General features: G+C 62.6%; 21 protein-coding genes and 1 pseudogene. 12 read left to right on the top strand and 10 right to left on the bottom strand.

Features of this window, described 5'->3' with window-relative positions; all coding sequences use genetic code 11:
* Positions 1 to 8 precede the first annotated feature (8 nt).
* The 5 genes and pseudogenes from CWE01_RS25830 (at position 9) to CWE01_RS34395 (ending at position 4,893) form a co-directional block, all read left to right on the top strand.
* Complete coding sequence (locus tag CWE01_RS25830) at positions 9 to 1,415, top strand: FAD-binding oxidoreductase (RefSeq protein WP_100943374.1); 1,407 nt, start codon at positions 9 to 11, stop codon at positions 1,413 to 1,415.
* Positions 1,416 to 1,458: 43 nt separating this feature from the next.
* The gene (locus tag CWE01_RS25825) at positions 1,459 to 1,800 is read left to right on the top strand and encodes a cupin domain-containing protein (RefSeq protein ID WP_100943373.1); all 342 of its coding nucleotides are present in this window, start codon (positions 1,459 to 1,461) and stop codon (positions 1,798 to 1,800) included.
* Positions 1,801 to 1,850: 50 nt separating this feature from the next.
* Entirely contained in the window at positions 1,851 to 2,930 is a 1,080-nt protein-coding gene (locus tag CWE01_RS25820; RefSeq protein WP_100943372.1) for a polyamine ABC transporter substrate-binding protein, read from the top strand.
* A 238-nt stretch (positions 2,931 to 3,168) separates the two neighbouring features.
* A pseudogene (locus CWE01_RS34400) lies at positions 3,169 to 3,987 on the top strand (MCP four helix bundle domain-containing protein); the annotation flags it as partial.
* A 42-nt stretch (positions 3,988 to 4,029) separates the two neighbouring features.
* Complete coding sequence (locus CWE01_RS34395; protein WP_371917161.1) at positions 4,030 to 4,893, top strand: methyl-accepting chemotaxis protein; 864 nt, start codon at positions 4,030 to 4,032, stop codon at positions 4,891 to 4,893.
* A 49-nt stretch (positions 4,894 to 4,942) separates the two neighbouring features.
* On the opposite strand, the gene CWE01_RS25810 is transcribed toward CWE01_RS34395, so the two are convergent.
* The 9 genes from CWE01_RS25810 to CWE01_RS25770 form a co-directional block, all read right to left on the bottom strand.
* The gene (locus CWE01_RS25810) at positions 4,943 to 5,920 is read right to left on the bottom strand and encodes an NAD(P)-dependent oxidoreductase (RefSeq protein WP_100943370.1); all 978 of its coding nucleotides are present in this window, start codon (positions 5,918 to 5,920) and stop codon (positions 4,943 to 4,945) included.
* A gap of 19 nt (positions 5,921 to 5,939) precedes the next feature.
* Positions 5,940 to 7,238, bottom strand: coding sequence for an MFS transporter (locus tag CWE01_RS25805; protein WP_100943369.1), 1,299 nt, complete (start codon positions 7,236 to 7,238; stop codon positions 5,940 to 5,942).
* 64 nt (positions 7,239 to 7,302) lie between these two features.
* Positions 7,303 to 8,256: a sugar kinase gene (locus CWE01_RS25800; protein WP_100943368.1), complete on the bottom strand. Its 954-nt coding sequence runs from the start codon at positions 8,254 to 8,256 to the stop codon at positions 7,303 to 7,305.
* Positions 8,249 to 9,037: a sugar phosphate isomerase/epimerase gene (locus CWE01_RS25795; protein WP_100943367.1), complete on the bottom strand. Its 789-nt coding sequence runs from the start codon at positions 9,035 to 9,037 to the stop codon at positions 8,249 to 8,251. The genes CWE01_RS25800 and CWE01_RS25795 overlap by 8 nt, the downstream gene beginning before the upstream one ends.
* Positions 9,038 to 9,110: 73 nt before the next feature.
* Positions 9,111 to 10,139, bottom strand: coding sequence for a LacI family DNA-binding transcriptional regulator (locus CWE01_RS25790; protein ID WP_100943483.1), 1,029 nt, complete (start codon positions 10,137 to 10,139; stop codon positions 9,111 to 9,113).
* A 103-nt stretch (positions 10,140 to 10,242) separates the two neighbouring features.
* Complete coding sequence (locus CWE01_RS25785) at positions 10,243 to 11,172, bottom strand: alpha/beta hydrolase (RefSeq protein WP_100943366.1); 930 nt, start codon at positions 11,170 to 11,172, stop codon at positions 10,243 to 10,245.
* A 73-nt stretch (positions 11,173 to 11,245) separates the two neighbouring features.
* Positions 11,246 to 12,187, bottom strand: coding sequence for a choline ABC transporter substrate-binding protein (locus tag CWE01_RS25780; RefSeq protein ID WP_100943482.1), 942 nt, complete (start codon positions 12,185 to 12,187; stop codon positions 11,246 to 11,248).
* Positions 12,188 to 12,323: 136 nt separating this feature from the next.
* Complete coding sequence (locus CWE01_RS25775; protein WP_100943365.1) at positions 12,324 to 12,935, bottom strand: LysE family translocator; 612 nt, start codon at positions 12,933 to 12,935, stop codon at positions 12,324 to 12,326.
* A 50-nt stretch (positions 12,936 to 12,985) separates the two neighbouring features.
* Positions 12,986 to 13,837, bottom strand: coding sequence for an AraC family transcriptional regulator (locus CWE01_RS25770; RefSeq protein WP_100943364.1), 852 nt, complete (start codon positions 13,835 to 13,837; stop codon positions 12,986 to 12,988).
* 172 nt (positions 13,838 to 14,009) lie between these two features.
* Between CWE01_RS25770 and CWE01_RS25765 the strand changes: the two genes are divergently transcribed.
* The 7 genes from CWE01_RS25765 to CWE01_RS25735 all read left to right on the top strand — a co-directional run bounded on the left by CWE01_RS25765 (position 14,010) and on the right by CWE01_RS25735 (position 23,831).
* Positions 14,010 to 15,113 (top strand): P1 family peptidase, encoded by a 1,104-nt coding sequence (locus tag CWE01_RS25765; protein ID WP_100943363.1) that lies wholly within the window; start codon positions 14,010 to 14,012, stop codon positions 15,111 to 15,113.
* A gap of 309 nt (positions 15,114 to 15,422) precedes the next feature.
* A complete protein-coding gene (locus CWE01_RS25760) occupies positions 15,423 to 16,871 on the top strand; it encodes a serralysin family metalloprotease (RefSeq protein WP_100943362.1) in 1,449 nt (482 codons plus the stop codon).
* A 135-nt stretch (positions 16,872 to 17,006) separates the two neighbouring features.
* Positions 17,007 to 17,318 carry an AprI/Inh family metalloprotease inhibitor gene (locus tag CWE01_RS25755; protein WP_100943481.1) on the top strand — a complete coding sequence of 104 codons (312 nt, stop codon included), beginning with the start codon at positions 17,007 to 17,009 and terminating at the stop codon, positions 17,316 to 17,318.
* A 182-nt stretch (positions 17,319 to 17,500) separates the two neighbouring features.
* Positions 17,501 to 19,282 carry a type I secretion system permease/ATPase gene (locus tag CWE01_RS25750; RefSeq protein ID WP_100943361.1) on the top strand — a complete coding sequence of 594 codons (1,782 nt, stop codon included), beginning with the start codon at positions 17,501 to 17,503 and terminating at the stop codon, positions 19,280 to 19,282.
* A complete protein-coding gene (locus CWE01_RS25745) occupies positions 19,279 to 20,607 on the top strand; it encodes an HlyD family type I secretion periplasmic adaptor subunit (RefSeq protein WP_100943360.1) in 1,329 nt (442 codons plus the stop codon). The genes CWE01_RS25750 and CWE01_RS25745 overlap by 4 nt, the downstream gene beginning before the upstream one ends.
* Position 20,608: 1 nt before the next feature.
* Positions 20,609 to 21,958 (top strand): TolC family outer membrane protein, encoded by a 1,350-nt coding sequence (locus tag CWE01_RS25740; protein ID WP_100943359.1) that lies wholly within the window; start codon positions 20,609 to 20,611, stop codon positions 21,956 to 21,958.
* 25 nt (positions 21,959 to 21,983) lie between these two features.
* Entirely contained in the window at positions 21,984 to 23,831 is a 1,848-nt protein-coding gene (locus tag CWE01_RS25735) for a polyurethanase (RefSeq protein WP_100943358.1), read from the top strand.
* A 176-nt stretch (positions 23,832 to 24,007) separates the two neighbouring features.
* On the opposite strand, the gene CWE01_RS25730 is transcribed toward CWE01_RS25735, so the two are convergent.
* Positions 24,008 to 25,603: a glycosyltransferase family 39 protein gene (locus CWE01_RS25730; RefSeq protein WP_100943480.1), complete on the bottom strand. Its 1,596-nt coding sequence runs from the start codon at positions 25,601 to 25,603 to the stop codon at positions 24,008 to 24,010.
* Between the last annotated feature and the right edge of the window lie 32 nt (positions 25,604 to 25,635).

Raw genomic sequence — 25,635 nt, 5'->3', positions numbered from 1 at the left:
AGTCTGGAATGCCGGCATGGCGCAATATCAGTTTATGGATGGATCAGCTCGATGAGCCGCTGACACCGCGGGCGTCGCTGGAGCAGGACCTGGATGTCGACGTGGCCATTGTCGGTGCCGGTTATACGGGACTCTGGACCGCCTATTACCTCAAGCGCCAGGCCCCGCAATTGAACGTGGTGATTGTCGAGGCGCAGACCGCCGGTTTCGGCGCGTCGGGGCGCAACGGCGGCTGGGTGATGGGCAATCTGCTCGGTGAAGATCGCTTGCTGGCCGGGTTGTCGCCCGAACAGCGGCGGGCGTCCTTCGACTTGCTGCATGACATTCCCGACGAGGTGAAGCGGGTTATCGATCGTGAAGGCATCGACTGCGACTACCGCAAAGGCGGGGCGCTGTACTGCGCCGCGCGTTACCCCGAGCAGGAACACAGCCTGCGGGCCTACCTGGACAAACTCTACAAGCAAGGCCTCAACGAAAGCGACTACCGCTGGCTGAGCCCCGAGCAACTGGCCGGGCAGATTCGTGTCGCCCGACCCTACGGCGGCATCCATGCCGCCCATATCGCCACCGTCCAGCCGGCCAAGTTGGTACGCGGCCTGGCCCGCGCCGTCGAGCGCCTGGGCGTGCGGATCTTCGAAAACACCCCGGTGACCGATTGGCACTCCGGCGGCTTGCGCACGGCCCGGGCACTGATTCGCAGTCGCTGGGTGGTTCCGGCCGTGGAAGGCTATTCGGTGACGCTGCCGCCCCTGGGCCGCTATCAACTGCCGGTGCAAAGCCTGCTGGTGGCGACCGAACCGTTGTCCGCCGCGACCTGGGACGAAATCGGCCTCAGCCAGGGCCAGGCCTTCAGCGAGAGCAGCCGCCAGGTCACCTACGGCCAGCGCTCGGCGGACAACCGACTGATCTTCGGTGCTCGCGGCGGCTATCGCTTTGCCGGCCGGCTACGGCATGACTTCGACCTTACCGACAACGAAATCGAGTTGCGTCGCTACCTGTTCGGCGAACTCTTCCCACAACTGAAGAAGGTCCGTATCAGCCATTCCTGGGGCGGCAACCTGGGCATGTCGCGACGCTTCCAGCCGCACATGCTCTGCGACCGTGCCAATGGCATCGCTCTGTCCGGGGGGTACGGCGGCGAGGGTGTGGGTGCCAGCCATCTCGGCGGGCGGACCCTGGCCGATCTGATCCTGGAACAGGACAGCGAACGGGTCCGGCAACCCTGGGTGATCCGCGAGGGCGGCCTCCAGGCGCTGAAAGCCTGGGAGCCGGAACCCTGCCGCTGGCTGGGCTACAACGCGATCATCCGCAGCTTCGTCCATGAAGACCAGACCCTGGCCAACCCCAACACGCCGCCCTGGCGCCGCAAGCTGGCCAGCGGCGTGGCCGGGTTCATGGAAGGTTTCATGCAGTAACCGGCGCCTGGGCGCCGGCTCATCCACCCGCAGGATCAAGCCTATGAGCATTACGCAATTCAAGCACACCGGCACTGCCGTCCTTGAGCTTTCCAACCCGGTGGCCGTGCCCCTCGGCGAGCCGGTTTCAGTGACCTCGGTCACCTGCGTCGAGCACGACGACGGTGTCGAGACCGGGATCTGGGAATGCACCCCCGGTCGCTGGCGGCGGCAGATCGTCGCCCAGGAATTCTGCCACTTCATCCAGGGGCGCTGCACCTTCACCCCGGACCATGGCGAGCCCTTACAAATAGAGGCCGGCGATGCACTGATGTTGCCGGCCAACAGCACCGGGATCTGGGATATCCAGGAAACCGTGCGCAAGACCTATGTGCTGATTTTCTGATCCTCTGATCGCCCGAACCTGCCAACAAAAACTCACACAGGAATCGACTCATGATCCGCATGTCCCTTGCTCCCTTGATGCTGGTCGCCTCACTCGGCCAGGCGGCCGAGACCGTCAAGATCTACAACTGGTCGGACTATATCTCCCCGGAGGTCACCAGGAACTTCCAGGCGCAGACCGGGATTGCCTTCACCTATGACGTCTATGACAGCAACGAGACCCTGGATGGCAAGTTGATGACCGGCAAGTCCGGCTACGATGTGGTGTTCCCGTCCAACCATTTCATGGCCCGGCAGATCGAGGGCGGGGCGCTGAAAAAGCTCGACAAGAGCCTGCTGCCGAACTGGAAGAACCTCAACCCGGCGCTGCTCAAGGCGCTGGAGGTCAACGACCCCGGCAATGCGCATGGTTTCCCGTACCTGTGGGGCAGCACGGGCATCGGCTACAACATCGACAAGGTCAAGGCGGTGCTCGGCGACAACGCGCCGGTGGACTCCTGGGACTTGATCTTCAAGCCCGAGAACATGCAAAAGCTGCAGAAGTGCGGGGTGGCGATACTCGACAATGGCCCCGAGTTGCTCCCGGCTGCCTTGAATTACTTGCACCTGCCCCCCCACAGCAAGAACCCGGCGGACTATAAGAAAGCCGAAGCCTTGCTGATGAAAGTACGTCCCTATGTGGCTTACTTCCATTCCTCGAAATACGTCAGCGACCTGGCCAATGGCGATATCTGCGTCGCGGTGGGTTTCTCCGGCGATATCCTGCAAGCCGATAGTCGGGCCAAGGAAGCGAAGAACGGTATTAATATCGGCTACTCGATTCCCAGGGAAGGCGCCGCCATCTGGTTCGATATGGTGGCCATGCCGGCCGATGCCCCGGATGAAAAGGCCGGCTACGCCTTTATGAACTACCTGCTGCGCCCGGAAGTAATGGCCAGCATCAGCAACTACGTGAAGTACGCCAATGGCAATGCGGCGGCCGATAGCCTGGTGGACCCGGCACTCAAGGCTGACACCAAGGTGTATCCGAGCCCGGAAATGATGGGCAAGCTGTTTGCCCTGGAAGCGATGCCGCTGAATATCGACCGGATTCGTACGCGCTTGTGGAGCAAGATCAAGACCGGCGAATAATGGGCGACGAGTCCTTGACCCGCTTGTGGGAGTTCAGTTCTCCCACAAGTTACAGCTCCAGCTCATTGAACACGTCTGTACAGTTAATGGCATATAGCCATAATTTTATGTTCGCAGGGCAATAAGTGTATCAGTGATGAAATATTTGACCGTGCCCAGTCATAAAATGAAATATTTTTTCATTCCCCCTGAATAAATTCACAACTTCTGCCGATAATCAGTCGTAAGCCCACCGTCGATGAAAAGAGTGGTGCAAGACTGTCGGTATAGCCTTTTGCTATCTGGCAGGTTTCCGGCATGGAAGCTAGTAGTCCTCAAGCCTTATAGAGAGCAGCCCATGTCCCTACGAAATATGAATATCGCTCCTCGTGCCTTTCTTGGTTTTGCATTCATTGCATTACTGGTGATTGCGCTGGGGGTCTTTTCCCAGACCCGCATGACAGTGATTCGTCAGGCGTCCATCGACATGGAAACCAATCAACTGCCCAGTGTAGGTTATCTGGGTAATGCGCTCGAAAGTGTGCTGCGTATGCGCATTCTGTCCTTTCGCATTCTGATCAACCGTGATGCGGCATCCTTGCAGGACGCCGACACACGCGTCGCTGCACTGGTGGAAAAAGTTCGCAAGGACGTGAAGAGTTACGCCGATTTGCCTGCGGATGGGGACGAGCTGGCCAAATACAAAGAGTTCGCGGCGACGCTCGATACCTACCTCCGTGACCAGAACCAGATGCTGGAGTTGTCGCGCCAGAACAATGTCGAGGAGATGCGTAACCTGATCAATAACCAGATCAAGAACGGCACCGACCTGATGGGCGAGCAACTCAACCAGTTGGTGAATATCAACAAAGCCGGGGCCAAGGCCGCCTCGAACCTGGCTGGCGAGCAATACGACAATGCCAGTTTCGGTATCATTCTGGTCTCGGTGGTTGCAGCGCTGATGACCGTGTTGCTGGCCTGGTTGTTGACCCGAAGCATAGTCGCGCCTTTGAACACAGCGGTCGAAGCCGCCGAAACCATTGCCGGCGGCAACCTGACCAAGGCCATTACCGTCGAGGGCAAGGATGAGCCGGCGCGTTTGCTCAGTGCCTTGTCGAAGATGCAAGGCAACTTGCGCAAGACCATCGAGCAGATCTCCGGTTCGGCCACGCAGTTGGCGTCGGCGGCCGAAGAGCTCAGCGCCGTGACCGAGGAGTCGTCCCGCGGGCTGCAGCAGCAGAACAACGAGATCGAGCAGGCGGCCACGGCGGTCAATGAAATGACCAGCGCGGTCGAAGAAGTGGCGCGCAATGCGGTGTCGACTTCCGAAGCCTCGCAACAGTCCAATCAGGCCGCCCGTGAAGGGCGTGACCGTGTAGTGCAGACGGTGGAAGCTATCCAGGCCATGACCCAGGACGTGCAAAGCACTTCGGTGCTGATCGAGGGCCTGGCGACCCAGGGCCGTGATATCGGCCAGGTGCTGGACGTGATCCGCGCGATTGCCGAACAGACCAACCTGCTGGCCCTCAACGCCGCCATCGAAGCGGCGCGGGCCGGTGAGGCCGGGCGTGGTTTTGCGGTGGTGGCCGATGAGGTACGGGCATTGGCTCATCGTACCCAGCAGTCGACCAAGGAAATCGAGCAGATGGTTGCCGGTATCCAGAATGGCACCGGTCAGGCCGTGCAATCGATGCAGCAGAGCAACCAGCGGACCCAGAGTACCCTGGAGACGGCCCGTGCCGCCGGTGTGGCCCTGGAGCAGATCACCCACTCGATCAACCTGATCAACGAGCGCAACCTGGTGATCGCCAGCGCCTCGGAAGAGCAGGCCCAGGTCTCCCGTGAAGTGGACCGCAACCTGGTGAACATCCGCGACCTGGCTTCCCAGTCGGCCGCCGGTGCCAACCAGACCAGTGCCGCCAGCCATGAACTGTCGCGCCTGGCGGTGGACCTCAATACCATGGTCGCGCGCTTCGTGATCTGATGGCGCGAGCGTTGCCGCGTCGTGGCAACGCTCGCTACCGGCAAGGCTCTCAGTGCCGGTAGGCCTGGGGATTGACCAGGTTGGGCGGGCGTTCTCCGGCCAGGGCCGCAAGCAGATTGTCCACCGCGCAGCGCGCCATGGCTTCGCGAGTCTCATAGGTGGCCGAGCCGATATGCGGTGTGGCCACCACGTTGCTCAGGCTCAGCAACGGCGAGTCCGGCGCCAGCGGTTCGCGTTCGAACACATCGAGGCCGGCGCCACGGATCTGCCGGTTCTGCAAGGCCTGGATCAACGCCTGTTCGTTCACCACCTTGCCCCGGGAAATATTGATAAGGACGCTTTCCGGGCGCATCAGGGCCAATTCCCCGGCACCGATCAGCCCCTCGGTCTGAGGGGTCAGGGGCAGCGTCAGGCAGACAAAGTCGGCTTCCCGCAAGAGTTCGTGCAGTCCCAGGTAGCGTGCGTTGAAGCGTTGCTCCACCTCGGGCTTGGGCGAGTGACTGTGGTAGAGCACCGGCATGCCGAAGCCGAAATGCCCGCGCTGGGCCAGGGCTTCACCGATACGGCCCATGCCGATGATGCCGAGCTTCTTGCCATGCACATCGGTACCGAAATGCAGCGGGCCGATATTCCGTGTCCACTGCCCGTTGCGTACCATGTTCGCCAGTTCCACTACCCGTCGGGCGCTGGCCAGGATCAGGGCGAAACCGGTGTCGGCGGTGGTTTCGGTGAGCACGTCCGGGGTGTTGCTGAGCAGGATCCGCCGGCGGGTCAGGTAATCGATGTCGTAATTGTCGACGCCCACCGAAACGCTGGCGATGGCTTCCAGTTGCGGTGCCAGGTCGAGCAGCGCGGCGTCCAGCTTCAGGCTCGCACCCAGCAGTCCCCGGGCTTCGGGCAGGGCGGCGCGCAATTGCGCCAGGCCGTTGTCACCGAGGTCATCGATCAGGGTGACCTGGGTGTGCTCATGCAGGCGGGCCATCAGCGGGGGCGAGAGCTTCTTGTACAACACAACCGGTTTTTTCATCGGATTCGCTCGACAGGGTTCAGGGATGGGAGAGCGCACGCGGCCTCGGCAAGCCCTTGGGGGCTGCACGATCGCTGGCGCCGGGATTGAGGAAAAAGGTCAGGATCACTGACAGCAGCAAGGCACCGCTCATCAACAGGTAGGAAGCCCCCGGTGAACCGGTTTCGCTGTTCAGGTAGCCCACCAGGTAGGAGCCGCCGAAGGAGCCGAGGGCGCCCATGCTGTTGATCAGCGCCATGGCACCGCCGGCGACATTGGCCGGGAGGATCTCCGGGACGATGGCAAAGAACGGCCCGTAGGGCGCGTACATGCAGGCACCGGCGAGCACCAGCAGGCTGTAGGACCACCAGAAATGCTCCGCGCCCAGGGCGTAGGAGGCATAGAACGCCACCGACGCCACCAGCAGCGGCGGCCAGACAAAGCGTTTGCGCCGTTGCAGCTTGTCCGAACCCCAGGACACCGCGAGCATGGCGATCACCGCGGCCAGGTACGGCAGGGCCGACAACCAGCCGGCTTCGACCATGTCCATCTTCAAGCCGCTTTTCAGAATCGACGGCAGCCACAGCACAAAGCCGTAGACGCCGATGCTCCAGCAGAAGAACTGCAGGGCGAGGATGATCACCTTGGGTTCGCGGAAGGCCTGGGCATAGTTTTTCACCGCCTTGATGCCGACCTGTTCGGCGGCGAGGGCGCTGTCCAGGTCGCGCTTTTCCTGGGCGCTGAGCCAGCTCGCCTGGGCCGGGCGTTCGTCGGCCAGGCGCCACCAGATAAAGGCCCAGATCACCGCCGGCAGGCCTTCGACGATAAACATCCAGCGCCAGCTGAAGTGCTGCACCAGATAACCCGAGACCACCGACATCCAGAGCATGGTCACCGGGTTGCCGAGGATCAGGAAGGTATTGGCCCGGGAGCGTTCGGCGCGGGTGAACCAATAACACAGGTACACCAGCATCGCCGGCATCACGGCGGCTTCGACCACGCCGAGCATGAAGCGGATGCCGATCAGCATATAGGCGTTGGAAACGATGCCGGTGAGGGTGGCCAGGCCACCCCAGAGAATCAGGCTGACGAAGATCAGCTTCTTCACGCTGTGCTTCTGCGCGTAGAGGGCGCCGGGCACCTGGAAGAAGAAGTAGCCGAGAAAGAACAGCGCGCCGAGCAGTGACGACAGGCCGGGGGTGATCTGCAGGTCGGCGGCCATGCCCGAGGCGGTGGCGAAGCCATAGTTGGCGCGGTCCAGGTAGGCCAGGCTGTAGGTGATGAAAACGATGGGCATGATGTACCACCAGCGGCGGGTGGCGAGTTTCAACGTGTGCATGGTGTGGCTCCTGAGCTTGTTGTTTTTGTCGCAGCAGGTGGCATTCAAAAAATCGTGGTCTTGCTTAGTCGGCGGGTTCGGGCCGGCGCGCCGCTGTCAGTTGTGCCCGGGTCGGCAAACCCTCCATGTCGCCGCGGCTCTGCACCGCCTGGGCGCCGATCCAGTTACCACGCGCCACGGCCTGGGCCACGCTGTGGTTCTCCAGCAGCGCGCTGACCACGCCGACGGCGAAAGCGTCACCGGCGCCGACCGTGTCCACCACGCTCTTCACTGGCACCGCGGCGACAAACCCCTCGTCCCGCTGGGTCCGGTAGTAGGCACCGTCGGCCCCGAGCTTGATGGCCACGACGGCGGCGCCCTGGTCGAGGTAGAAGGCGGCGATATCCCGTGGTTCCTGGTAACCGCTCAGCAAGCGGCCTTCGCCCAGTCCCGGCAGGACCCAATGGGCGAGGGCGGCGAGGGCGTTGATGTCTTCGATCATCTGTTTTTCGCTGGACCACAGGCTCGGGCGCAGGTTGGGATCGAAGGACACGCTGCGCCCGGCCGCCGCCATGCGTGTCATCAGCTCGAACGACAGCTCCCGGGCACTGGCCGACAGGGCGGGAGGAATACCGGTGGCATGCAGATGCTGGGCCTTGAGCAGCTCCGGGCGGATATCGGCGACCGACAGGTGGCTGGCGGCTGAACCCCGGCGGAAATATTCCACCTGCGGGTCCTGGCCCTGGTCTTCCCGGGACTTGAGTTGAAAACCGGTGGGATAGGCCGGGTCGATGTCGACATAATCGCAGTGCAGGCCTTCGCCTTGCAGGGTATCGATCACAAAACGGCCCAGGGAGTCGGCGCCGACCCGGCTCAGCCAGTTCACCTTGAAACCCAGGCGCGCCAGGCCGATGGCGACGTTGCTGTCGGCGCCGGCAATGCGCTTGTGGAAGTGTCCGACCCGGGCCAGGTCACCGGTCTGTTCGGCGACGAACATCGCCATGGTTTCGCCGAACGAAAGGATTTCGATCTCAGGCATGGGCAGTTTCCTCCATGGAGCGACCCAGGCGGGCGAGGGTGTGCACCTGTTCGCGTGTAACGGCCAGCAGGTCGTCGCCTTGCAGCGGGTATTCCACGGCCCTGGTTACACCTTGACTCATCTGGCCCAGCAAACGTTCCCACAGTTCCAGGTCGGTGGCGCTCGGTGGCAGGGCAACGAGCTTGCCGTCCGCGCGCTGGGCCACGGCCTTGCAGTGCAGGTAGTCGACATGCCGGCCGAGCAGGCGTGCGGCGCTGCTGGCGGACTGGTCCTGCCACTGCCAGTTGCCGATATCGAAGGTCATTTTCACCGGCAGTTGCTGTTGCTCGACCTGATCGAAAAAACGCAGAAGGGGTTCGATGCGCCCGCCCTGGGTGGTCTGGTCGTTCTCCACCAGCAAGCGTACCGGTGACGCCGAGAGCAATCCTGCCAGTGCCGACAGATCGCAGTTTTCGCTGAAGTAGCCCAGGGAGACTTTCAGCCAGCGGGCGCCAAAGGCTTCGGCGTGTTGCAGGGTGGCTGCCAGTTGCGGGTCGGGGCGCGACTGACCGGCCGGCCACAATTCCAGTGGCGAGGAGTAGGCGCACTCCAGGCCCATGGCCGCCGCACGGGTTGCAAAGCGCTGCGGGTCTTCGTGGGTCAGCAGCTCTTCGCGCACCTCGATCCGGCGGGCGCCGGCCTCGGCCAGCAGTTCGATAAAACTTTCCTGGCCACGTTCGCGAACCAGCGTCGCGCCATAACTGGAGAGGCTGATGGAGACGGGAAACAGCTGTTCTTTCATGGTTGTTGTACCTCTGAAACCGGTTTCATTTTTTGGCAGGCTTTTACCACTGGGCTTCACGCGCCGCTGTGCCTCAGGCCAATGTTGTACGTTGGGTGGAACCACGGACGATCAATTGCGCGGGAAAATCAAGGACCCTGGCCGCACCCTTGTCGCCCCGCAGGCGCTTGAACAGGCAGTCGAAGGCATGGGCGCCGATCTGTTGCGTGGGCTGGGCGAGGGCGGTGATGCCGCTACCGACCAGCGGGAACCATTCCAGGTCGTCGAGGGCGATCAGGCCGATATCGTCGAAAAGCTCGCAACCCAACTCGCGCAGGGCCTGGACGCAGGCCAGGGCGGCAATGCCATTGGCACAGAACAGCGCCTTGGGCCCGGTGCCGGGGGCGGCCAGGAAATCTTGCAACTGATGCTGTAATGACTCGCCGGTATGGCCGATGCGGCCGCTTAGTGAGTCACGCCCGGCGATTTCGAGGTTGAAATGTTCGATCCGTTCCAGTCGCGAACTGGTACCGTCGAGGGGTTCGCTGATCAGCATCAGGTCGCGGTAACCCTGTTGCTCCAGGTGCTCGACGGCGCTATTCACGGCGGCACCGTTATCGAGGCCGACCAGATCGCTGTCCAGGTGCTCGACCTTGCGGTCCACCAGCACCATCGGCATTTCCTGGTGCAGTGCCTGCAGTTCTTCGAGGTGATGACCGAGGGTATTGAGGATCAGGCCTTCGATATTGTATGAGCGCAGCGCCGCCAGATGCAGGCGTTCCTGCTGGTCGTCGCGGTCGGTGTTGCACACCACCAGGCTGTAGCCGTGGGCGCGACAGGCGGTTTCCACGCCATGCATCACGGCTATCGAATAAGGGTTGCGGATATCGGCCACCAGCATGCCGATCAGGCGGGTGCGGCCGCGCTTAAGGCCACGGGCCATCTGGTTCGGGCGGTAACCCAGTTCGCTGATCGCCTGCTCGATACGCAAGGCGATGGCTTCGGAGAGCAGGGCGCGGTCATCGCCGATAAAACGCGACACGCTGGCCTTGGAAACCCCGGCGCGTTCAGCGACATCGAGCATGGTCACGCGGCTGCGTTGGGCGGCGGAAAAACTGTTCACGGCCTGAAACCTTTTCTTGGAGTTGTCGGCAGGCGGTTGGTGCATTGGCACTGAAACCGGTTTCAGAAGAACTCAAGGCAAGGCGGTCGTCAAGTAACTTTTGCTACAGGTCCAGGGAGCGGCGCAGGGCGGCGAGGAGTTTTTCGTAGAGCAGATCGACCTCTGGTGCGCTACCCCGGGCTCGCAGGCAGCCATGCACCAGGCCGTGGCCGGGATGGAAGTCCACGCTTACACCGGCGGCTTGCAGGCGTTCGCTGTACTGCACGCCGTCATCGTGCAAGGGGTCGAATTGCGCCACGGCGATAAACGCCGGGGCCAGGCCTCGCAGGTCCGTGGCTTGCAACGGCATTGCGTAGGCCGGCGGGCTGGCCGGACCCGGCAGGTACAACGCGTGATAGCAGTGCACATCGCTGGCGCTGAGCAGCGGCGCGTCGGCGCATTCGGTGCGCGAGGGCAGCCGGTCGTCGCCACCCAATCCCGGATAGATCAGGGCTTGCAGCAGCGGCTGCGCTTGTCCGGCATCACGCAGGGCCAGGCACACGGCGGCGGCGAGATTGCCACCGGCGCTGTCGCCGGCAATCGCCATGCGTTGCGGGTCCAGTTGCCAGGTTACAGCGTTGTCCTGCAAGCCGCGCCATGCCGCGAGGCAATCATCGAAGGCCGCAGGGAAGGGATGTTCCGGTGCCAGTCGGTAGTCGACGGCGATGACCACGGCGTTGAGCAGGGAGGCCAGTTCAGCGGTGATGAAATCGTGGGAGTCGAGGTCGCCGACCACCCAGCCGCCACCATGCAGGTAGATCACGCTGGGCCAGCCATTGGCCGGCGCTTCTGAAGTCGGACGGTATTGGCGTACGAGCACCTGGCCGATCAGCTGTTCGCTGACGCTGATGTTTGTCGGGCGTGCCGGGGTGAAGGCTCTGCACATCGCGCTGTAGCCGAGACGCAGGCCATTGATCGTGCTGTCCGGGGCGTTGAAATCGAGGGTCTTGGCGACAAAGGCGCTGAGTTCGGGGGAGAGCGGGTAATCGGTCATGCGCAGTCTCAGCTGTGTTCCAGGTGTCGGGAGAGCGTGTGGGAGCGGTGTACCGCTCCCACAATGATGATCACTACTTCAAACTGGCCTGCACGGTCGCCACACCGTCCTTGCCATCAACACTGGTCACGCCGGCCAGCCATTTCTGCAGATCTTCCGGGTGATCGCGCAGCCATTTCTTCGCCACGTCCTGGGGCGTCTGGCGCTCCATGATCGGCACCATCAACTGGCTTTCCTGGGCGGCGCTGAAGGTCAGGTTCTCCAGCAACTTGTTCACGTTCGGGCAACGTTGGGCGTAGTCCGGGGCGGTGACGGTGGACACGGTGGCCGCGCCTTCGTTGGGCCCGTAGACATCTTCGCTGCCGGTCAGGTAGGTGATCTTCATATTGATGTTCATCGGGTGCGGGGTCCAGCCGACGAACACCACGAACTCCTTGCGGTTGACCGCCCGCTGCACGGCCGCGAGCATCCCGGCTTCCCCGGACTCCACCAGGTTGAAACCCTTGAGGCCGAAGTGGTCGGTGTCGATCATGGTCTTGATCGTGGTGTTGGCGCCGCTGCCGGGCTCGATGCCATAGATCTTGCCACCGAGCTTGTCCTTGAACTTGGCGATATCGGCGAAGGTCTTCAGGCCCGCGTCAGCCACGTATTGCGGTACGGCGAGGGTGGCCTGGGCGTCGGAGAGGCTGGGCTGGGCCAGGACCTTGACCTGGTTGGCGGCGACAAAAGGCGCGATGTTCTTGTCCATCGCCGGCTTCCAGTAGCCGAGGAAGATATCCAGGCGCTTGTCACGGATCCCGGCAAAGATGATCTGCTGCACGGCGCTGGTCTGCTTGCTTTCATAGCCCAGTCCGTTGAGCAGCACATCGGCCATGCCACTGGTGGCGATCACATCGGTCCAGTTGACCACGCCCATGCGCACGGTCTTGCAGGAAGCGTCTTCGGAGGCGAGCACGCTGGTGCTCAGGAGGGCGGTACCGCAGAGGAACAGACAGCTGTTGAACAGTCTTTTCATGATACGCAGGTCTCGCGGCAGGTCGTTTATTGTGGAGTTCGGTGTCTTCATGCACCGTCCGGCCACGTTACGCAGCCGACTGCTGGCAAAAGCGCACCAGTGCGACCGGCTTTTGCACTGCGGCGACCCCGCCCCGTTATACCAGCACGCTCAGCCAGGCTGAAACCAGCAACAACAGCGCCATGCAGCGATTGAACCGCTGCATCGCCAGGGGCGAACGGAACAGCCGCGCGGAGCCCACCCCCAGCACCGCCCACAGGCTCATGCACGGCAGCGACACCAGGAAGAACACCAGGGACAACGACAGCACGTGGGCCTGACGCTCGGCGCCGCTGCCGGCGAACACACCGACCACCGCCAGGGCCATCATCCAGACCTTCGGGTTGATCAGTTGCAGGCTGGCCGCGCCCAGCAGGCCGAGACGTTTGACCGGGGCCGCGTCGGGATCGATGGCCGTGGCCGGCGCGCTGAAAATCTGCCAGGCCAGGTAGCTCAGCCAGGCGATGCCGATCCATTGCATGCCCGTCCGTACCTGGGGCAGTTGGGCCAGGGATTCACCGACGCCGCTGCCCACCAGCAGGACGATCAGGGCGGCGCCAGCGCCAGCACCGAGGATGATCGGCAGCGCTGCCGCCAGGCCATGGCGGGCGCTGTTGCTCAGTACCAGGATGTTGTTCGGCCCGGGGGTAACGGAGGCGACGATGGCGAAGAGCACAAAGGGCAGCAAGCTGGAAAGACTGGACAACATGGGATGGGCTCCACTGAAAGATCGATGAACCGATCTTCCCGTGTGCCGCCTCAGGCGTCTGGAAGATTTGAGCAGCGCTTGCGGTAGGCGGCGGGTGTCAGCCCATAGGCGCGCACGAACCAGCGGCCCAGATGGCTCTGGTCGGCAAAGCCGAGGGTCATGGCGACGTTCGCCGGGGTTTCGCCCCGGGACAGCAGTTGCCGGGCCTTGGCCACCCGCAATTGCACCAGGTAGGCGTGGGGTGGCAAGCCGTAGGCGGCCTTGAAGGCGCGGGTCAGGCGGAAGCGGTCGACACCGCAGACGGCGGCGACCTCATCCAGGCTCAGGTCGTGTTGCAGATGGGCGTGCAGGTACTCGCGGGCGACCTGCGCGACCCGCGGCAGGCGCGGATCGTCGCGATAGCGGGCGCGCCAGTGCAGATGGTCGGTGAGGCTGTCGAACAACCGGTCGAGGGCGCTTTGCCGGACGATACGCAGTTCCTGGGTGTGAATGGCCTGGAACGCGGCACTGGTGGCCTGGGCCAGGCGAGGGTCGGTGGCCAGGGTGGTGGCAAAGCTCAGTTGGCTGCCTGCCGGGGCTTCCTCGAACAGCGCGCTCAGTTCCCGTTCCAGCCAGTGCGGGTCGAGATAGATCGTACGGTAGGTGAAGCCGCCGTCGGTGGGCGCGTCGCCGTCGTGGATCTCGCCGGGTTCGAGCAGGAAGACGTTACCCGCCAGACTTTGATAGCGGGTGCGACGGCAATTGAATTGCTGCACGCCTTGTTCGGTGACCCCTACCAGATAGCTGTCGTGCCAGTGGGCATCATAGGCATGGGTATGGCCCTGGAAACGCGCGCGCAGGGTTTCGATACCGGTGTCGCGGTCCTGGTTCAGGTCGACCCAGTGGTTGATGGTGCTGGACATGGGGTTCCCGGAGTCGTGGTCAATCATGCAGGGGGTCAGTGAATACTGGCGACCGGGTAACAGTCTAGAAGATCCGTGCACGGGCTCGACAGTACCCCGATAGGGGAATTGGCGGGCGGGGAGTGAGCGCCTAGAGTGGCCGCACATTTCAAACACGCAGATAGGAGGGATTATGCGCGCACGTGAATGGGGAATCACCCTGGGCCTGGGCACACCGGGGCCACTCAATGCCATTACCGATGTGCCCGGTGTACGGGTCGGTCACAGCACGCTGAAGACCGAGATCGACGGCAAGCAGGTGCGTACCGGCGTGACGGTGATCCAGCCACGGGCCGGTGCGGCGCGGGAACAGCCCTGTTTCGCCGGCTGCCATGTGCTCAACGGCAATGGCGATGCCACGGGACTGGAGTGGATTCGCGAAGCCGGATTGCTGACCACGCCCGTGGCGATCACCAATACCCATAGCGTCGGTGTGGTGCGCGATGCGCTGATCGCCGACGAGCGCGACAGCCTGGCGGACCCGGCGGTGTACTGGTGCATGCCGGTGGTGATGGAAACCTACGACGGGGTGCTCAACGATATCTGGGGTCAGCATGTCGGCCCCGCGCAGGTTCGTGAAGCGCTGGCCGACGCCAGGCCCGGACCGGTGAGCGAAGGCTCGGTGGGCGGCGGGACCGGGATGATCTGCCACGAATTCAAGGGCGGCATCGGTACGTCATCGCGGCGCTTGCCGGCAGCGCAGGGCGGCTGGACCATCGGCGCGCTGGTCCAGGCCAATCATGGCAAGCGCCAGGAGCTGCGGGTGGACGGCTATCCGGTTGGTCGCCAATTACTCGATATCCCGTCGCCTTTCGCCCGTCGTGGCACTCCGGGCATGGGTTCGATCGTGGTGATCCTGGCCACCGATGCACCCTTGCTGCCCCATCAATGCCAGCGCCTGGCGCAGCGGGCTTCCATCGGGATCGCCCGTACCGGCGGCGGTACCGAGGACTCCAGTGGCGATATCTTCCTGGCCTTCGCCACCGGCAATGATCAACTGCCACCCGCCGATTACGGGCGCAAGGACCTGCCGTTCAGCAGCCCGCTGGCGATGGTCAACAACGATCATATTTCCCCGTTGTTCCTGGCGGCCGCCGAAGCGGTGGAGGAGGCGATCATCAATGCCCTGCTGGCCGGCGAGGATATGAGCACGGCCGATGGAACAGCGGTGCCGGGGTTAAACGGTGAAGTTGTCCTGAATGCACTGAGAACGAGCGGTCGGCCGGGGAATTTATAAGTATAAAAGTGACCGGCTGGTCATTTATTGATGCACTTCCCATATGCATTCTTGCGACTTGAAGTTTTCCGAAAGTCTGCTTGCGGGAGTAGGTTGTTACTGTCAGAAAAAACTTTCATGGCGGCGTCCAACGTTTGTAGGTGTTTTCGGTGTTTATGGGATTTGTTATCAAAAAAGCGCTGGACGTTTGATTTCAAATTGTGTCAGTTTCTTGCTGCCTTCAAAAAGGGCGAGTGATAGGATGATCTCGCCAAGGGATTGTCGCTATCTGACAAAAACTGTTTCACTTGCAAACAAGGAAGTGTGTTTATGTCGAAAGTCAAAACCAAAGCTATTGTTTCTTCTGATGCGGCACTGGCGGCCAACGGTACAAGTTCCGCCTTTAACCAGATCGATAGCTTCAGCCATCAATACGACCGTGGCGGCAACCTCACGGTCAATGGCAAACCCTCCTACTCCGTCGATCAGGCCGCCACGCAATTGCTGCGTGACGGTGCCACCTGGCACGATCTGAACGGCAGCGGCAAGATCGAACTGACCTATACCTTCCTGACTTCCCAGACCTCGAATTTCAGCGGTCTGGGCGTCACCGGGTTCAGCCAGTTCAGCGCGCTGCAGAAGTCGCAGGCCGTTCTGTCCATGCAATCCTGGGCGGACGTGGCCAATGTGACCTTCACGGAGGCAGCGAAGGGTGGCGATGGTCATATGACCTTCGGTAACTACAGTGGCGGACAGGAAGGCGCGGCGGCATTCGCCTTCCTGCCGGGAACCGAGCCTGGCTACGACGGCCAGTCCTGGTACCTGACCGGTAGCGGCTACAACGTCAACAAGACGCCTGGCCTGAACAACTACGGTCGTCAGACCCTGACCCATGAGATCGGCCATACCCTCGGCCTGGCTCATCCCGGCGACTACAACGCCGGCGAGGGCAACCCGACCTACAATGACGCGTCCTATGGGCAGGACACCCGCGGCTACAGCGTCATGAGCTACTGGAGCGAAAGCAACACCAGCCAGAACTTCAGCAAAGGCGGCGTCGAGGCTTATTCCTCGGGCCCGCTGATGGATGATATCGCGGCGATCCAGAAGCTCTACGGCGCCAACTACAGCACCCGTTCCGGTGACACCACCTATGGGTTCAACTCCAATGCCGGTCGCGACTACATGAGCGCCACTTCGTCTTCGGACAAGCTGGTGTTCTCGGTCTGGGACGGTGGCGGCAACGATACCCTGGACTTCTCCGGGTTCACCCAGAACCAGAAGATCAACCTGCATGACGGCTCGTTCTCCGACGTTGGCGGCATGGTGGGTAATATCTCCATTGCCCAGGGCGTCACGATCGAGAACGCCATCGGCGGTTCGGGCAACGACCTGCTGATCGGCAACGATGCGGCCAACGAACTGCGCGGCGGTGCCGGCAACGACATCCTCTACGGGGCTGGCGGTGCCGACAAGCTCTGGGGTGGTTCGGGCAACGATACCTTCGTGTTCGCCGCCGTTTCCGACTCGGCGCCGAAAGCGGCCGACCGGATCATGGATTTCACCAGTGGCCAGGACAAGATCGATCTGTCCGGGATCACCCATGGTTCGGGCCTGACCTTCGTCAACGCGTTTACCGGCCATGCCGGCGATGCGGTGCTGACGTATGCCTCGGGCACCAACCTGGGTACCCTGGCGGTGGACTTCTCCGGGCACGGCGTCGCCGATTTCCTGGTGACCACCGTGGGCCAGGCAGCGGTCACGGATATCGTGGCTTGAGTTGATGCGGTAGGGGCAGCGCTGCAGCGCTGCCCTCTGGCCCGGTAGTCGAGACCCATGATCAAGACCTTTGTCCGCAGCATCTATTCGACGTGGCTGATGGCTGCGTTTCTGGCGTTTTCTGGAGAAGTCACCATGGCGAGAAGCCTGATCCTGCCCCCACCCGAGGCCCTTGCCGGTCAGTGGCGGATGTACCCCGAAGGAGCCGCCCCCCAGGTCTGCGGGCTGGAACTCCTGCTCCAGTCGCCACGGGTGAGCGGCGACCTGGAATGTATCGCCGGCTGGTTGGGCGAGCGCCCGGCCAATTGGGAGCCGACCCCCGATGGCCTGTGGCTGTATGGCGCCGAAGGAACCGGCATCGTCCATCTCAACCGGCAGAAGGCCGATCGTTATGAAGTGCGCTTGAAGAATGGAACCGTTCTGGTACTGGTGCGCGATACGCCCTGAGTATTCAGAAGAAAATCGATTAAACGGCAACTTGATATCCAGTGTCCGTTAGTTGTGATGTCGTTCAGTCTTTAGAGTCGCGAAAGAACGACTCCTATTGAAAGTGCCTATATTCCCGAGCGGCTCGCCGGCCATCGAATAAAGGTGCGTATCCGGCTGTCCGCAAACTTCAAGGAAGATAGATGAACCCGCCGAAAATGATGTCCGGGACACCTTTGATCCGTGTGCTCGGCGATTATAAAAGTGTGCTGCTCAGCGTCGGTTGTTTCACCGCATTGATCAATCTGCTGATGCTGGTGCCTTCGATCTACATGCTCCAGGTCTATGACCGCGTATTGACCTCGCAGAACGAAACCACCCTGGTGATGCTGACCCTGATGGTGGTGGGGTTCTTTGCCTTTATCGGGCTGCTGGAAGTGGTCCGCAGTTTTATCGTGATCCGTATCGGCAGCGCCCTGGAGCGGCGCTTGAACCTGCGGGTCTACCAGGCGGCCTTCGAGCGCAACCTGTTGCGCGGCGAAGGACACGCCGGCCAGTCCCTCGGCGACCTGACGCAGATTCGCCAGTTTCTCACCGGGCCGGCCCTGTTCGCCTTTTTCGATGCGCCGTGGTTTCCCATCTACCTGCTTGTGATCTTCCTGTTCAATCCCTGGCTGGGGGTGTTCGCCAGTGTCGGGGCCTTGCTGTTGATCGCCCTGGCCTGCCTCAACGAATCGATGACCAAAAAGCCCTTGGGCGAAGCCAGCGGTTATTCGCAACGCTCGACTCAGTTGGCCACCAGTCATCTGCACAACGCCGAGACCATCCAGGCCATGGGCATGCTCGGTGCCCTGCGCAAGCGCTGGTTCCAGGTGCACTCGCGATTCCTCGCGCGGCAGAACCGCGCCAGCGATACCGGGGCGGTGATTACTTCCCTGAGCAAGATGCTGCGCCTGTGCCTGCAATCGCTGGTGTTGGGCCTGGGGGCGCTGTTGGTGATCAAGGGCGAGATGACCGCCGGGATGATGATCGCCGGCTCGATCCTGATGGGCCGGGTGCTCAGCCCCATCGATCAGTTGATCGCGGTGTGGAAACAGTGGAGCACGGCCAAGCTCGCCTATCAGCGCCTCGACGGCCTGTTGCGCGAGTTTCCCGAGACGCAAGGGCAGATGAGCCTGCCCGCGCCCCAGGGCCAGGTGGCCTTTGAACAGGTCAGCGCCGGACCGCCGGGCAAGCGTATCGCGACCCTGCACCAGGTGAGTTTCAGCCTGGCCCCCGGCGAAGTACTGGGGGTGCTCGGTGCCTCTGGCTCGGGCAAGTCGACCCTGGCCCGGGTGCTGGTGGGCGTCTGGCCGGCCCTGGGCGGCACCGTGCGCCTGGACGGTGCCGACCTGCACCGCTGGGACAGGGATGACCTCGGTCCGCATATCGGCTACTTGCCCCAGGATATCGAGTTGTTCAGCGGCACCATTGCCGAAAATATCGCCCGGTTTGCCGAGGTCGACTCAGTGAAAGTGGTCGAGGCGGCGCGTCAGGCCGGTGTGCACGAGCTGATCCTGCGCCTGCCCCAGGGCTACGACACGCTGCTGGGAGAGGACGGCAGCGGCCTGTCCGGCGGACAGAAGCAGCGCGTGGCCTTGGCCCGTGCGCTGTATGGCAACCCGCGCCTGGTGGTGCTGGACGAACCCAATTCCAACCTCGACGTGGTCGGGGAAACCGCCTTGACCCAGGCGATTGCCCTGCTCAAGGCCGGGGGCAGCACGGTGGTCCTGGTGACCCACCGTTCCACCTCCCTGACCCAGGCGGACAAGTTGCTGGTGCTCAACGAAGGCCGCCTGCAAGCCTTCGGCAGCAGCGCCGATGTGCTCAAGGCACTCTCGGCCGGCGCGTCGCCGCCGCCCCAGCCAACCCGCGAGACCGCGACCCCGGCCGGCGTCAGCCTGAGCCGCCAGTATCCCGCGCCGACGCGCAGCAGCGGCGCATGAGCAAGGACAGCACGATGCAGATCAGTACCCCTGTTGAATACCGGGAGCACGATGCCCGGTTCTTTGCCCGCATGGGCTGGCTGTTGGCACTCCTGGGTGCCGGTGGCTTCTTTCTCTGGGCGGCCCTGGCGCCGCTGGACCAGGGCATTGCCGTGCAGGGCACCGTGGTGGTGTCCGGCAAGCGCAAGGCCGTGCAATCCCTCGGCGGCGGCGTGGTCAGCCGGATCCTGGTGCGCGAAGGGCAAGTGGTGCACCAGGGCCAGCCGCTGTTTCGCCTCGACCAGACCCAACTGTCGGCCGATGTGCAATCCTTGCAGGCCCAGTACCGCATGGCCTGGGCCAGCCAGGCGCGTTGGCAGAGCGAGCGCGACAACCTGCCCCGGGTGGTGTTTCCGCCCGAGTTGAGCACGGAGGCCGACCCGCACCTGGCGCTGGTCCTCGAAGGCCAGCGGCAACTGTTCAGCAGCCGTCGCGAAGCCTTTTCCCGCGAGCAGGCCGGCATTCGCGCCAGTATCGATGGCGCCAGCTCGCAACTGGCCGGTATGCGTCGGGCACGCAACGACATGCTGGCCCGCGCCGATTCCCTGCGCAGCCAGTTGGACAACCTCAAGCCCCTGGCGGACAACGGCTATATCCCGCGCAACCGGCTGCTGGACTACGAGCGCCAGTTGTCCCAGGTGCAACAGGACCTGGCGCAGAACAGCGGCGAAAGCGGGCGGGTCGAGCAGGGCATTGTCGAGTCGCGGCTCAAGCTCTCCCAGCACAGCGAGGAGTACCAGAAGGAAGTGCGCGGCCAACTGGCCGAGGCCCAGCTCAAGAGCCTGACCCTGGAGCAGCAATTGCGCTCGGCGGATTTCAATTTGCAGCACAGCGAGATCATTGCTCCGGCGGAGGGCATCGCGGTCAACCTCAGCGTGCACACCGAAGGCGCGGTGATCCGCGCCGGGGAAACCCTGCTGGAGATCGTGCCCCAGGGTGAACGCCTGGAAGTCGAGGGGCATCTGCCGGTCAACCTGGTGGACAAGGTCGGCAGCCATCTGCCGGTGGACATCCTCTTCACCGCCTTCAACCAGAGCCGCACGCCACGGGTGCCAGGCGAAGTCAGCCTGATCTCCGCCGACCAGTTGCTCGATGAAAAGACCGGCGCGCCGTATTACGTGCTGCGCACTTCGGTGAGCGACATGGCCCTGGAAAAGCTCCACGGGCTGGTGATCAAGCCGGGCATGCCCGCCGAAATGTTCGTGCGGACCGGCGAGCGCTCGCTGCTCAACTATCTGTTCAAACCCCTGCTGGACCGCGCGGGTTCCGCGCTGACCGAGCAATAGGATGTTTCACCGAATGAAGACACTGTCGATGATCGTGGCAACGCTGTCCCTGTTGGTCAGCACCGGCAGCCAGGCCATGGGGCCGTTCCAGATTTATGAGCAGGCGCTGCGCAATGACCCGGTATTCCTCGGCGCGCTCAAGGAGCGCGATGCCGGCCAGGAAAACCGCGCCATTGGCCGCGCCGGCCTGCTGCCGAAGATTTCCTACAACTACAACCAGGGCCGCAACGATTCGCGGGCTACCTACCTCAGCGAACGCGGTAACGCCCATGAGGACCGCCACTACACCAGCTCCGGTTCGACGCTGATGCTGCAACAACCGCTGATCGACTACGAGGCCTACGCCAATTACCGCAAGGGTGTGGCACAGGCGTTGTTCGCCGATGAAACCTTTCGCGGCAAGAGCCAGGAACTGCTGGTACGGGTCCTGACCTATTACACCAAGGCGTTGTTTGCCGAGGACCAGATCGAGATCGCCCAGGCCCGCAAGAAAGCCTATGAGGAGCAGTTCCAGCAGAACGAGCATCTGTTCCGTCAGGGGGAGGGCACGCGCACCGATATTCTCGAAGCCGAGTCGCGCTTCGAACTGGCCACCGCCGAGGAAATCGAAGCCCGCAACGAACAGGACGCGGCCCTGCGCGAACTGGGGGCGCTGATCGGCGTGCCGTCGGTGGATGTTTCCGAGCTGGCGCCGCTGGCCCAGACCTTTCAGTCGTTTCCCCTGGAACCGGCGAATTTCGATACCTGGCACGCCATGGCCCTGGAGAACAACCCGACCCTGGCGTCCCAGCGCCAGGCCCTGGAAGTGGCCCGGTATGAAGTGGAGCGCAATCGCGCCGGGCACCTGCCCAAGCTCAATGCCTATGCCAGCGTGCGCAAGAGCGAGTCCGACAGCGGCAACACCTACAACCAGCGCTACGACACCAACACCATTGGTTTCGAGGTGAACGTGCCGTTGTTCGCCGGTGGCGGCGTCTCGGCGTCGGTGCGCCAGGCCAGCGCCAATCTGGAGCAGGCCGAATACGAGCTGGACGGCAAGACCCGCGAAACCCTGATCGAACTGCGCCGCCAGTTCAGCGCCTGCCTGTCGGAGGTGAGCAAGTTGCGCGCCTACAAGAAGGCCTTGAGTTCGGCCGAAGCCCTGGTGGTCTCGACCAAGCAGAGCATCCTCGGTGGCGAGCGGGTCAACCTCGATGCGCTGAATGCCGAGCAGCAGCTCTACAGCACCCGGCGCGACCTGGCCCAGGCGCGCTACGACTACCTGATGGCCTGGACCAAATTGCATTACTACGCGGGCACTTTGCGCGAAACCGACCTGGCCAGGGTCGATGAGGCCTTCATACGACAATAATTCCAACCAGCAAGGAGGCAATACCATGGGTGTGTTTGACTATAAAAACGTAGGAACCGAGGCTTCGAAAGCGTTGTATTCCGATGCAATGGCGATCACCTTGTATTCCTACCACAACCTCGATAACGGCTTTGCCGTGGGCTACCAGCAGAACGGCTTCGGCCTCGGCCTGCCGGCGACCCTGGTCAAGGCCCTGATCGGCGGCACGGATGCCCAGGGGGTCATCCCCGGGATACCCTGGAACCCGGACTCGGAGAAAGCCGCGCTGGCGGCGGTGAAGGCCGCCGGCTGGACGCCCATCAGCGCCGCGCAGCTGGGCTACGGAGGCAAGACCGACGCCCGTGGCACCTTTTATGGCGAGAAGGCCGGCTACACCACGGCGCAGGCGGAAATCCTCGGCAAGTACGACGCCAGCGGGCACCTGACCGAGATCGGCGTGTCCTTCCGTGGCACCAGCGGGCCTCGGGAAAGCCAGATCAGCGATACCATCGGCGACGCGATCAACGACCTGCTGGCGGCCATCGGGCCCAAGGATTACGCGAAGAACTACAGCGCCAATGCCTTCGAAGGCCTGCTCAAAAGCGTCGCCAGCTTTGCCGCGGCCAACGGTCTTTCCGGCAAGGACGTGCTGGTCAGCGGCCACAGCCTCGGCGGGCTGGCGGTCAACAGCGTGGCCGACCTGAGCAAGGACCATTGGGGCGGTTTCTACAAGGACGCCAACTACATCGCCTTTGCCTCGCCGACCCAGAGCGGTCCGGGCACCCAGGTGCTGAATATCGGTTACGAAAACGACCCGGTGTTCCGCGCCCTCGACGGCTCCAGCCTGACCCTGGCGACCCTGGGGGTGCACGATGCGAACAAGGCGTCGGCTACCAACAACATCGTCAGCTTCAACGACCATTACGCGTCCGATGCCTGGAACGTGCTGCCGTTTTCCATCGGCAATGTCGCCACCTGGATTTCCCACCTGCCGACGGCCTATGGCGACGGCCTGAATCGGGTGCTGGGGTCGCAGTTCTATAACCTGACCAGCAAGGACTCGACGATTATCGTCGCCAACCTGTCGGATCCGGCGCGGGACAAGACTTGGGTGCAGGACCTCAATCGCAACGCCGAAACCCATAGCGGCAGCACCTTTATCATCGGTAGTGATGCCAATGATCTGCTCAAGGGCGGTCGTGGCAACGACTACATCGAAGGGCGTGGTGGCAACGATACCTTCCGCGATGACGGCGGCTACAACATCATTCTCGGCGGCAAGGGCAACAACACCTTCGATCTGCAGAAATCCCTGGCCAGCTTCGATATCGCCAATGACGGCCACGGCAGCTTGTATATCCGTGATGCCAGTGGCGGGATCACCATCGCCCAGAATATCGGCACGCTGATCAGCAAGGAGTCGAGCCTGGTGTTCTTCAACAAGGACGTGGCTCATGTGGTGGGCAACCAGAGCTTGTCCGAGGGGAGTTATGTCAACTCGCAGGTGGGCAGCGATGGGGCTGATACCCTGACCGCGAAATCTTCGGGGGAATGGTTGCTGGGTAATGGCGGCAACGATCACCTGATTGGTGCGATCAAGGGGGGGAACGTGTTTATCGGTGGCGCCGGCAACGACCTGATGGATGCGAAGGGCGGCGGCAATACCTTCCTGTTCAACGGCTTCAATGGATCGTTCGGCCAGGACAAGATCACCGGCTTCCAGGCTTCCGACAAACTGGTGTTCATGGGCTACGCCGATTCCCAGGGACACAATATCCAGGACCACGCCAAGGTGGTGGGGCACGATACCGTGCTGACCTTCGGGGCGGATTCGGTGACGTTGGTGGGGGTAGGGCTGGATGTGTTGAAGGGGGCGAGTGTAGTCATCGCCTGACGCTGTAATGCAGGAGCCGGTTTCGGCGGTGAAGCAATCGCCAGCAAGCCGGCTCCTACAGTTCAGTGTTGAACACTGGTGTTGCGTACAACAAAACCCTGTAGGAGCCGGCTTGCTGGCGATTGGGCCTCAAGATTGCCAAAAAGCTTCGCTGGCAAGCCAGGCTCCTGCAGGTTCTATGGCAGCTTCAACAACACATAATCGTTCTTGTCGAACCGCTGGCTGAGCGCCGGCGTCAGATCGCCGATGGCCGTGCCTTTCAGCGCTTCGTAAGTACCCTTGTCCATCATCACCCACGCCGGTCGCGCCACGCCCTGAAGCTGCTCCGGCGTATCGGTGAAGATCGGCTGCAGATCGCCCTCGGCATTGACCATGAACTTGATCGCCCGTCCATCCTTGCCCACCGCGTGCATGACCAGCGGTGCCGGATCCTTTTGCATCAACTGCTGGGTCGCCTGGGTAAAGGCGCGGGTATCGTAGGCCACGCGTTCGGTCGGCTCGACGATCAGGATATAGCTGCTCCACAGTGCCAGCACCGCACAACCGGCCAGCCCGAGTGCACGCCAGCGGGCGTTGAACAGCGCGAGCACGGCGATCACCTGCAAGGCCCCGACCAGATAAGGCGCGACGCCCAGGCTCGGCAGTTCTTCAGGGAAGCGCCGATGCAACATGAACATCCCGGCAATCAGCAGGCCCGGCAGGATCAGCCAGAGCCCCTGGATCAGCCCACGCAACCAGGCGAACAAACGACCCTTGGCAACCTGGAACGGATAGGCTGCGACAATTGCCGCCATCGGCACCATGGGCAGGATATAACGGGCTTTTTTCGCCTGGGGCACTGACAAGCCGAGCATCACGATCAGACCCGCCGCAACCGCATAGAGGGTCAGTTGCAAGGCCGGTCCACGATGCTGGCGACCGGTTGCGAGGATGGCGACCAGCACCAGCACGGCCAATGGATACGCCAGGGCGTAGTTACCAAAGGCACTGCTGAAGTAGTACAGCGTACCGCTGGAGCCCGCCGAGCCGTCCATGCGGCCGGTGAACTGCATGCGGATCACTTCCTGGAGGAAGGCCGGGCCGCCATCCAGCGAGGCCAGCCACAACAGCAGGCCAATGCAGGCTGCCAGCAGGAACAGCGCCTGGAAGCCAAACACGAACAGCCGGCGCCATTGACCGCTGAGCAGGTAGAAGCTGCACAGCATGCCGGTGGGGATCACCAGGCCCATGGGGCCGCGAATGGCAAAGCCGAGCACCAGCAGCGCCAGGAGCAGCACGCTGCGTTTTGGCGCGCCGTAGTATTTGGCGGCATAACCCAGGTAGAACACTGCCAGGGACACGGCGGCGAGCATCTGGTCGAGGGAAACCGCGCGGGTTTCGATCAGGAAATTATTGGTCAGCAACAGCAAGGCGATGCTCAGCAGCGCCCAACGTGGCGAATGCGGAGCCACCAGCCGGTACATCAGCACCACGATCCAGGCCGAGGCCAGGGCGCTTGGCAGCCAGGCAGCGAGGGCGTTGACCGTGCCGAACGGCAGCGACAGCAGCCAGATCAGCAAGGTGGAAAATGCCGAATAATCCGGATACGGCTCGCCATAGGTGGTCGGGAAGAAACTCGGACCATGGCGCAGCATTTCCTCGGCGAACAGCACGAAGCGCGAGTCGAAGCCGATGGCGGCTTGCTGATAGACGCCGGCGATAAACAGCAGCAGGGCCACCAGGCCCAGGCCGAGGGATTGGCGATTCAGGGTGTTGCGGGATGAGGACGTCAATGTCACGGCCGTGAACCTGAAAAAACGGGCGA

The organism is Pseudomonas sp. QS1027 (assembly GCF_002814235.1).
GTDB lineage: Bacteria > Pseudomonadota > Gammaproteobacteria > Pseudomonadales > Pseudomonadaceae > Aquipseudomonas.
Note: the sequence above shows the minus strand (reverse complement) of the source record. Positions and strands in the feature narration are given on the sequence as shown.

What these genes read in the sequence shown, in the direction of transcription:
- CWE01_RS25830 (WP_100943374.1), top strand. Translation starts at nt 9, where the DNA reads ATGCCGGCATGGCGCAATATCAGTTTATGGATGGATCAGCTCGATGAG.
- CWE01_RS25825 (WP_100943373.1), top strand. Translation starts at nt 1,459, where the DNA reads ATGAGCATTACGCAATTCAAGCACACCGGCACTGCCGTCCTTGAGCTT.
- CWE01_RS25820 (WP_100943372.1), top strand. Translation starts at nt 1,851, where the DNA reads ATGATCCGCATGTCCCTTGCTCCCTTGATGCTGGTCGCCTCACTCGGC.
- CWE01_RS34395 (WP_371917161.1), top strand. Translation starts at nt 4,030, where the DNA reads ATGCAAGGCAACTTGCGCAAGACCATCGAGCAGATCTCCGGTTCGGCC.
- CWE01_RS25810 (WP_100943370.1), bottom strand. Translation starts at nt 5,920, where the DNA reads ATGAAAAAACCGGTTGTGTTGTACAAGAAGCTCTCGCCCCCGCTGATG.
- CWE01_RS25805 (WP_100943369.1), bottom strand. Translation starts at nt 7,238, where the DNA reads ATGCACACGTTGAAACTCGCCACCCGCCGCTGGTGGTACATCATGCCC.
- CWE01_RS25800 (WP_100943368.1), bottom strand. Translation starts at nt 8,256, where the DNA reads ATGCCTGAGATCGAAATCCTTTCGTTCGGCGAAACCATGGCGATGTTC.
- CWE01_RS25795 (WP_100943367.1), bottom strand. Translation starts at nt 9,037, where the DNA reads ATGAAAGAACAGCTGTTTCCCGTCTCCATCAGCCTCTCCAGTTATGGC.
- CWE01_RS25785 (WP_100943366.1), bottom strand. Translation starts at nt 11,172, where the DNA reads ATGACCGATTACCCGCTCTCCCCCGAACTCAGCGCCTTTGTCGCCAAG.
- CWE01_RS25780 (WP_100943482.1), bottom strand. Translation starts at nt 12,187, where the DNA reads ATGAAAAGACTGTTCAACAGCTGTCTGTTCCTCTGCGGTACCGCCCTC.
- CWE01_RS25775 (WP_100943365.1), bottom strand. Translation starts at nt 12,935, where the DNA reads ATGTTGTCCAGTCTTTCCAGCTTGCTGCCCTTTGTGCTCTTCGCCATC.
- CWE01_RS25770 (WP_100943364.1), bottom strand. Translation starts at nt 13,837, where the DNA reads ATGTCCAGCACCATCAACCACTGGGTCGACCTGAACCAGGACCGCGAC.
- CWE01_RS25765 (WP_100943363.1), top strand. Translation starts at nt 14,010, where the DNA reads ATGCGCGCACGTGAATGGGGAATCACCCTGGGCCTGGGCACACCGGGG.
- CWE01_RS25760 (WP_100943362.1), top strand. Translation starts at nt 15,423, where the DNA reads ATGTCGAAAGTCAAAACCAAAGCTATTGTTTCTTCTGATGCGGCACTG.
- CWE01_RS25755 (WP_100943481.1), top strand. Translation starts at nt 17,007, where the DNA reads ATGGCGAGAAGCCTGATCCTGCCCCCACCCGAGGCCCTTGCCGGTCAG.
- CWE01_RS25750 (WP_100943361.1), top strand. Translation starts at nt 17,501, where the DNA reads ATGAACCCGCCGAAAATGATGTCCGGGACACCTTTGATCCGTGTGCTC.
- CWE01_RS25745 (WP_100943360.1), top strand. Translation starts at nt 19,279, where the DNA reads ATGAGCAAGGACAGCACGATGCAGATCAGTACCCCTGTTGAATACCGG.
- CWE01_RS25740 (WP_100943359.1), top strand. Translation starts at nt 20,609, where the DNA reads ATGTTTCACCGAATGAAGACACTGTCGATGATCGTGGCAACGCTGTCC.
- CWE01_RS25735 (WP_100943358.1), top strand. Translation starts at nt 21,984, where the DNA reads ATGGGTGTGTTTGACTATAAAAACGTAGGAACCGAGGCTTCGAAAGCG.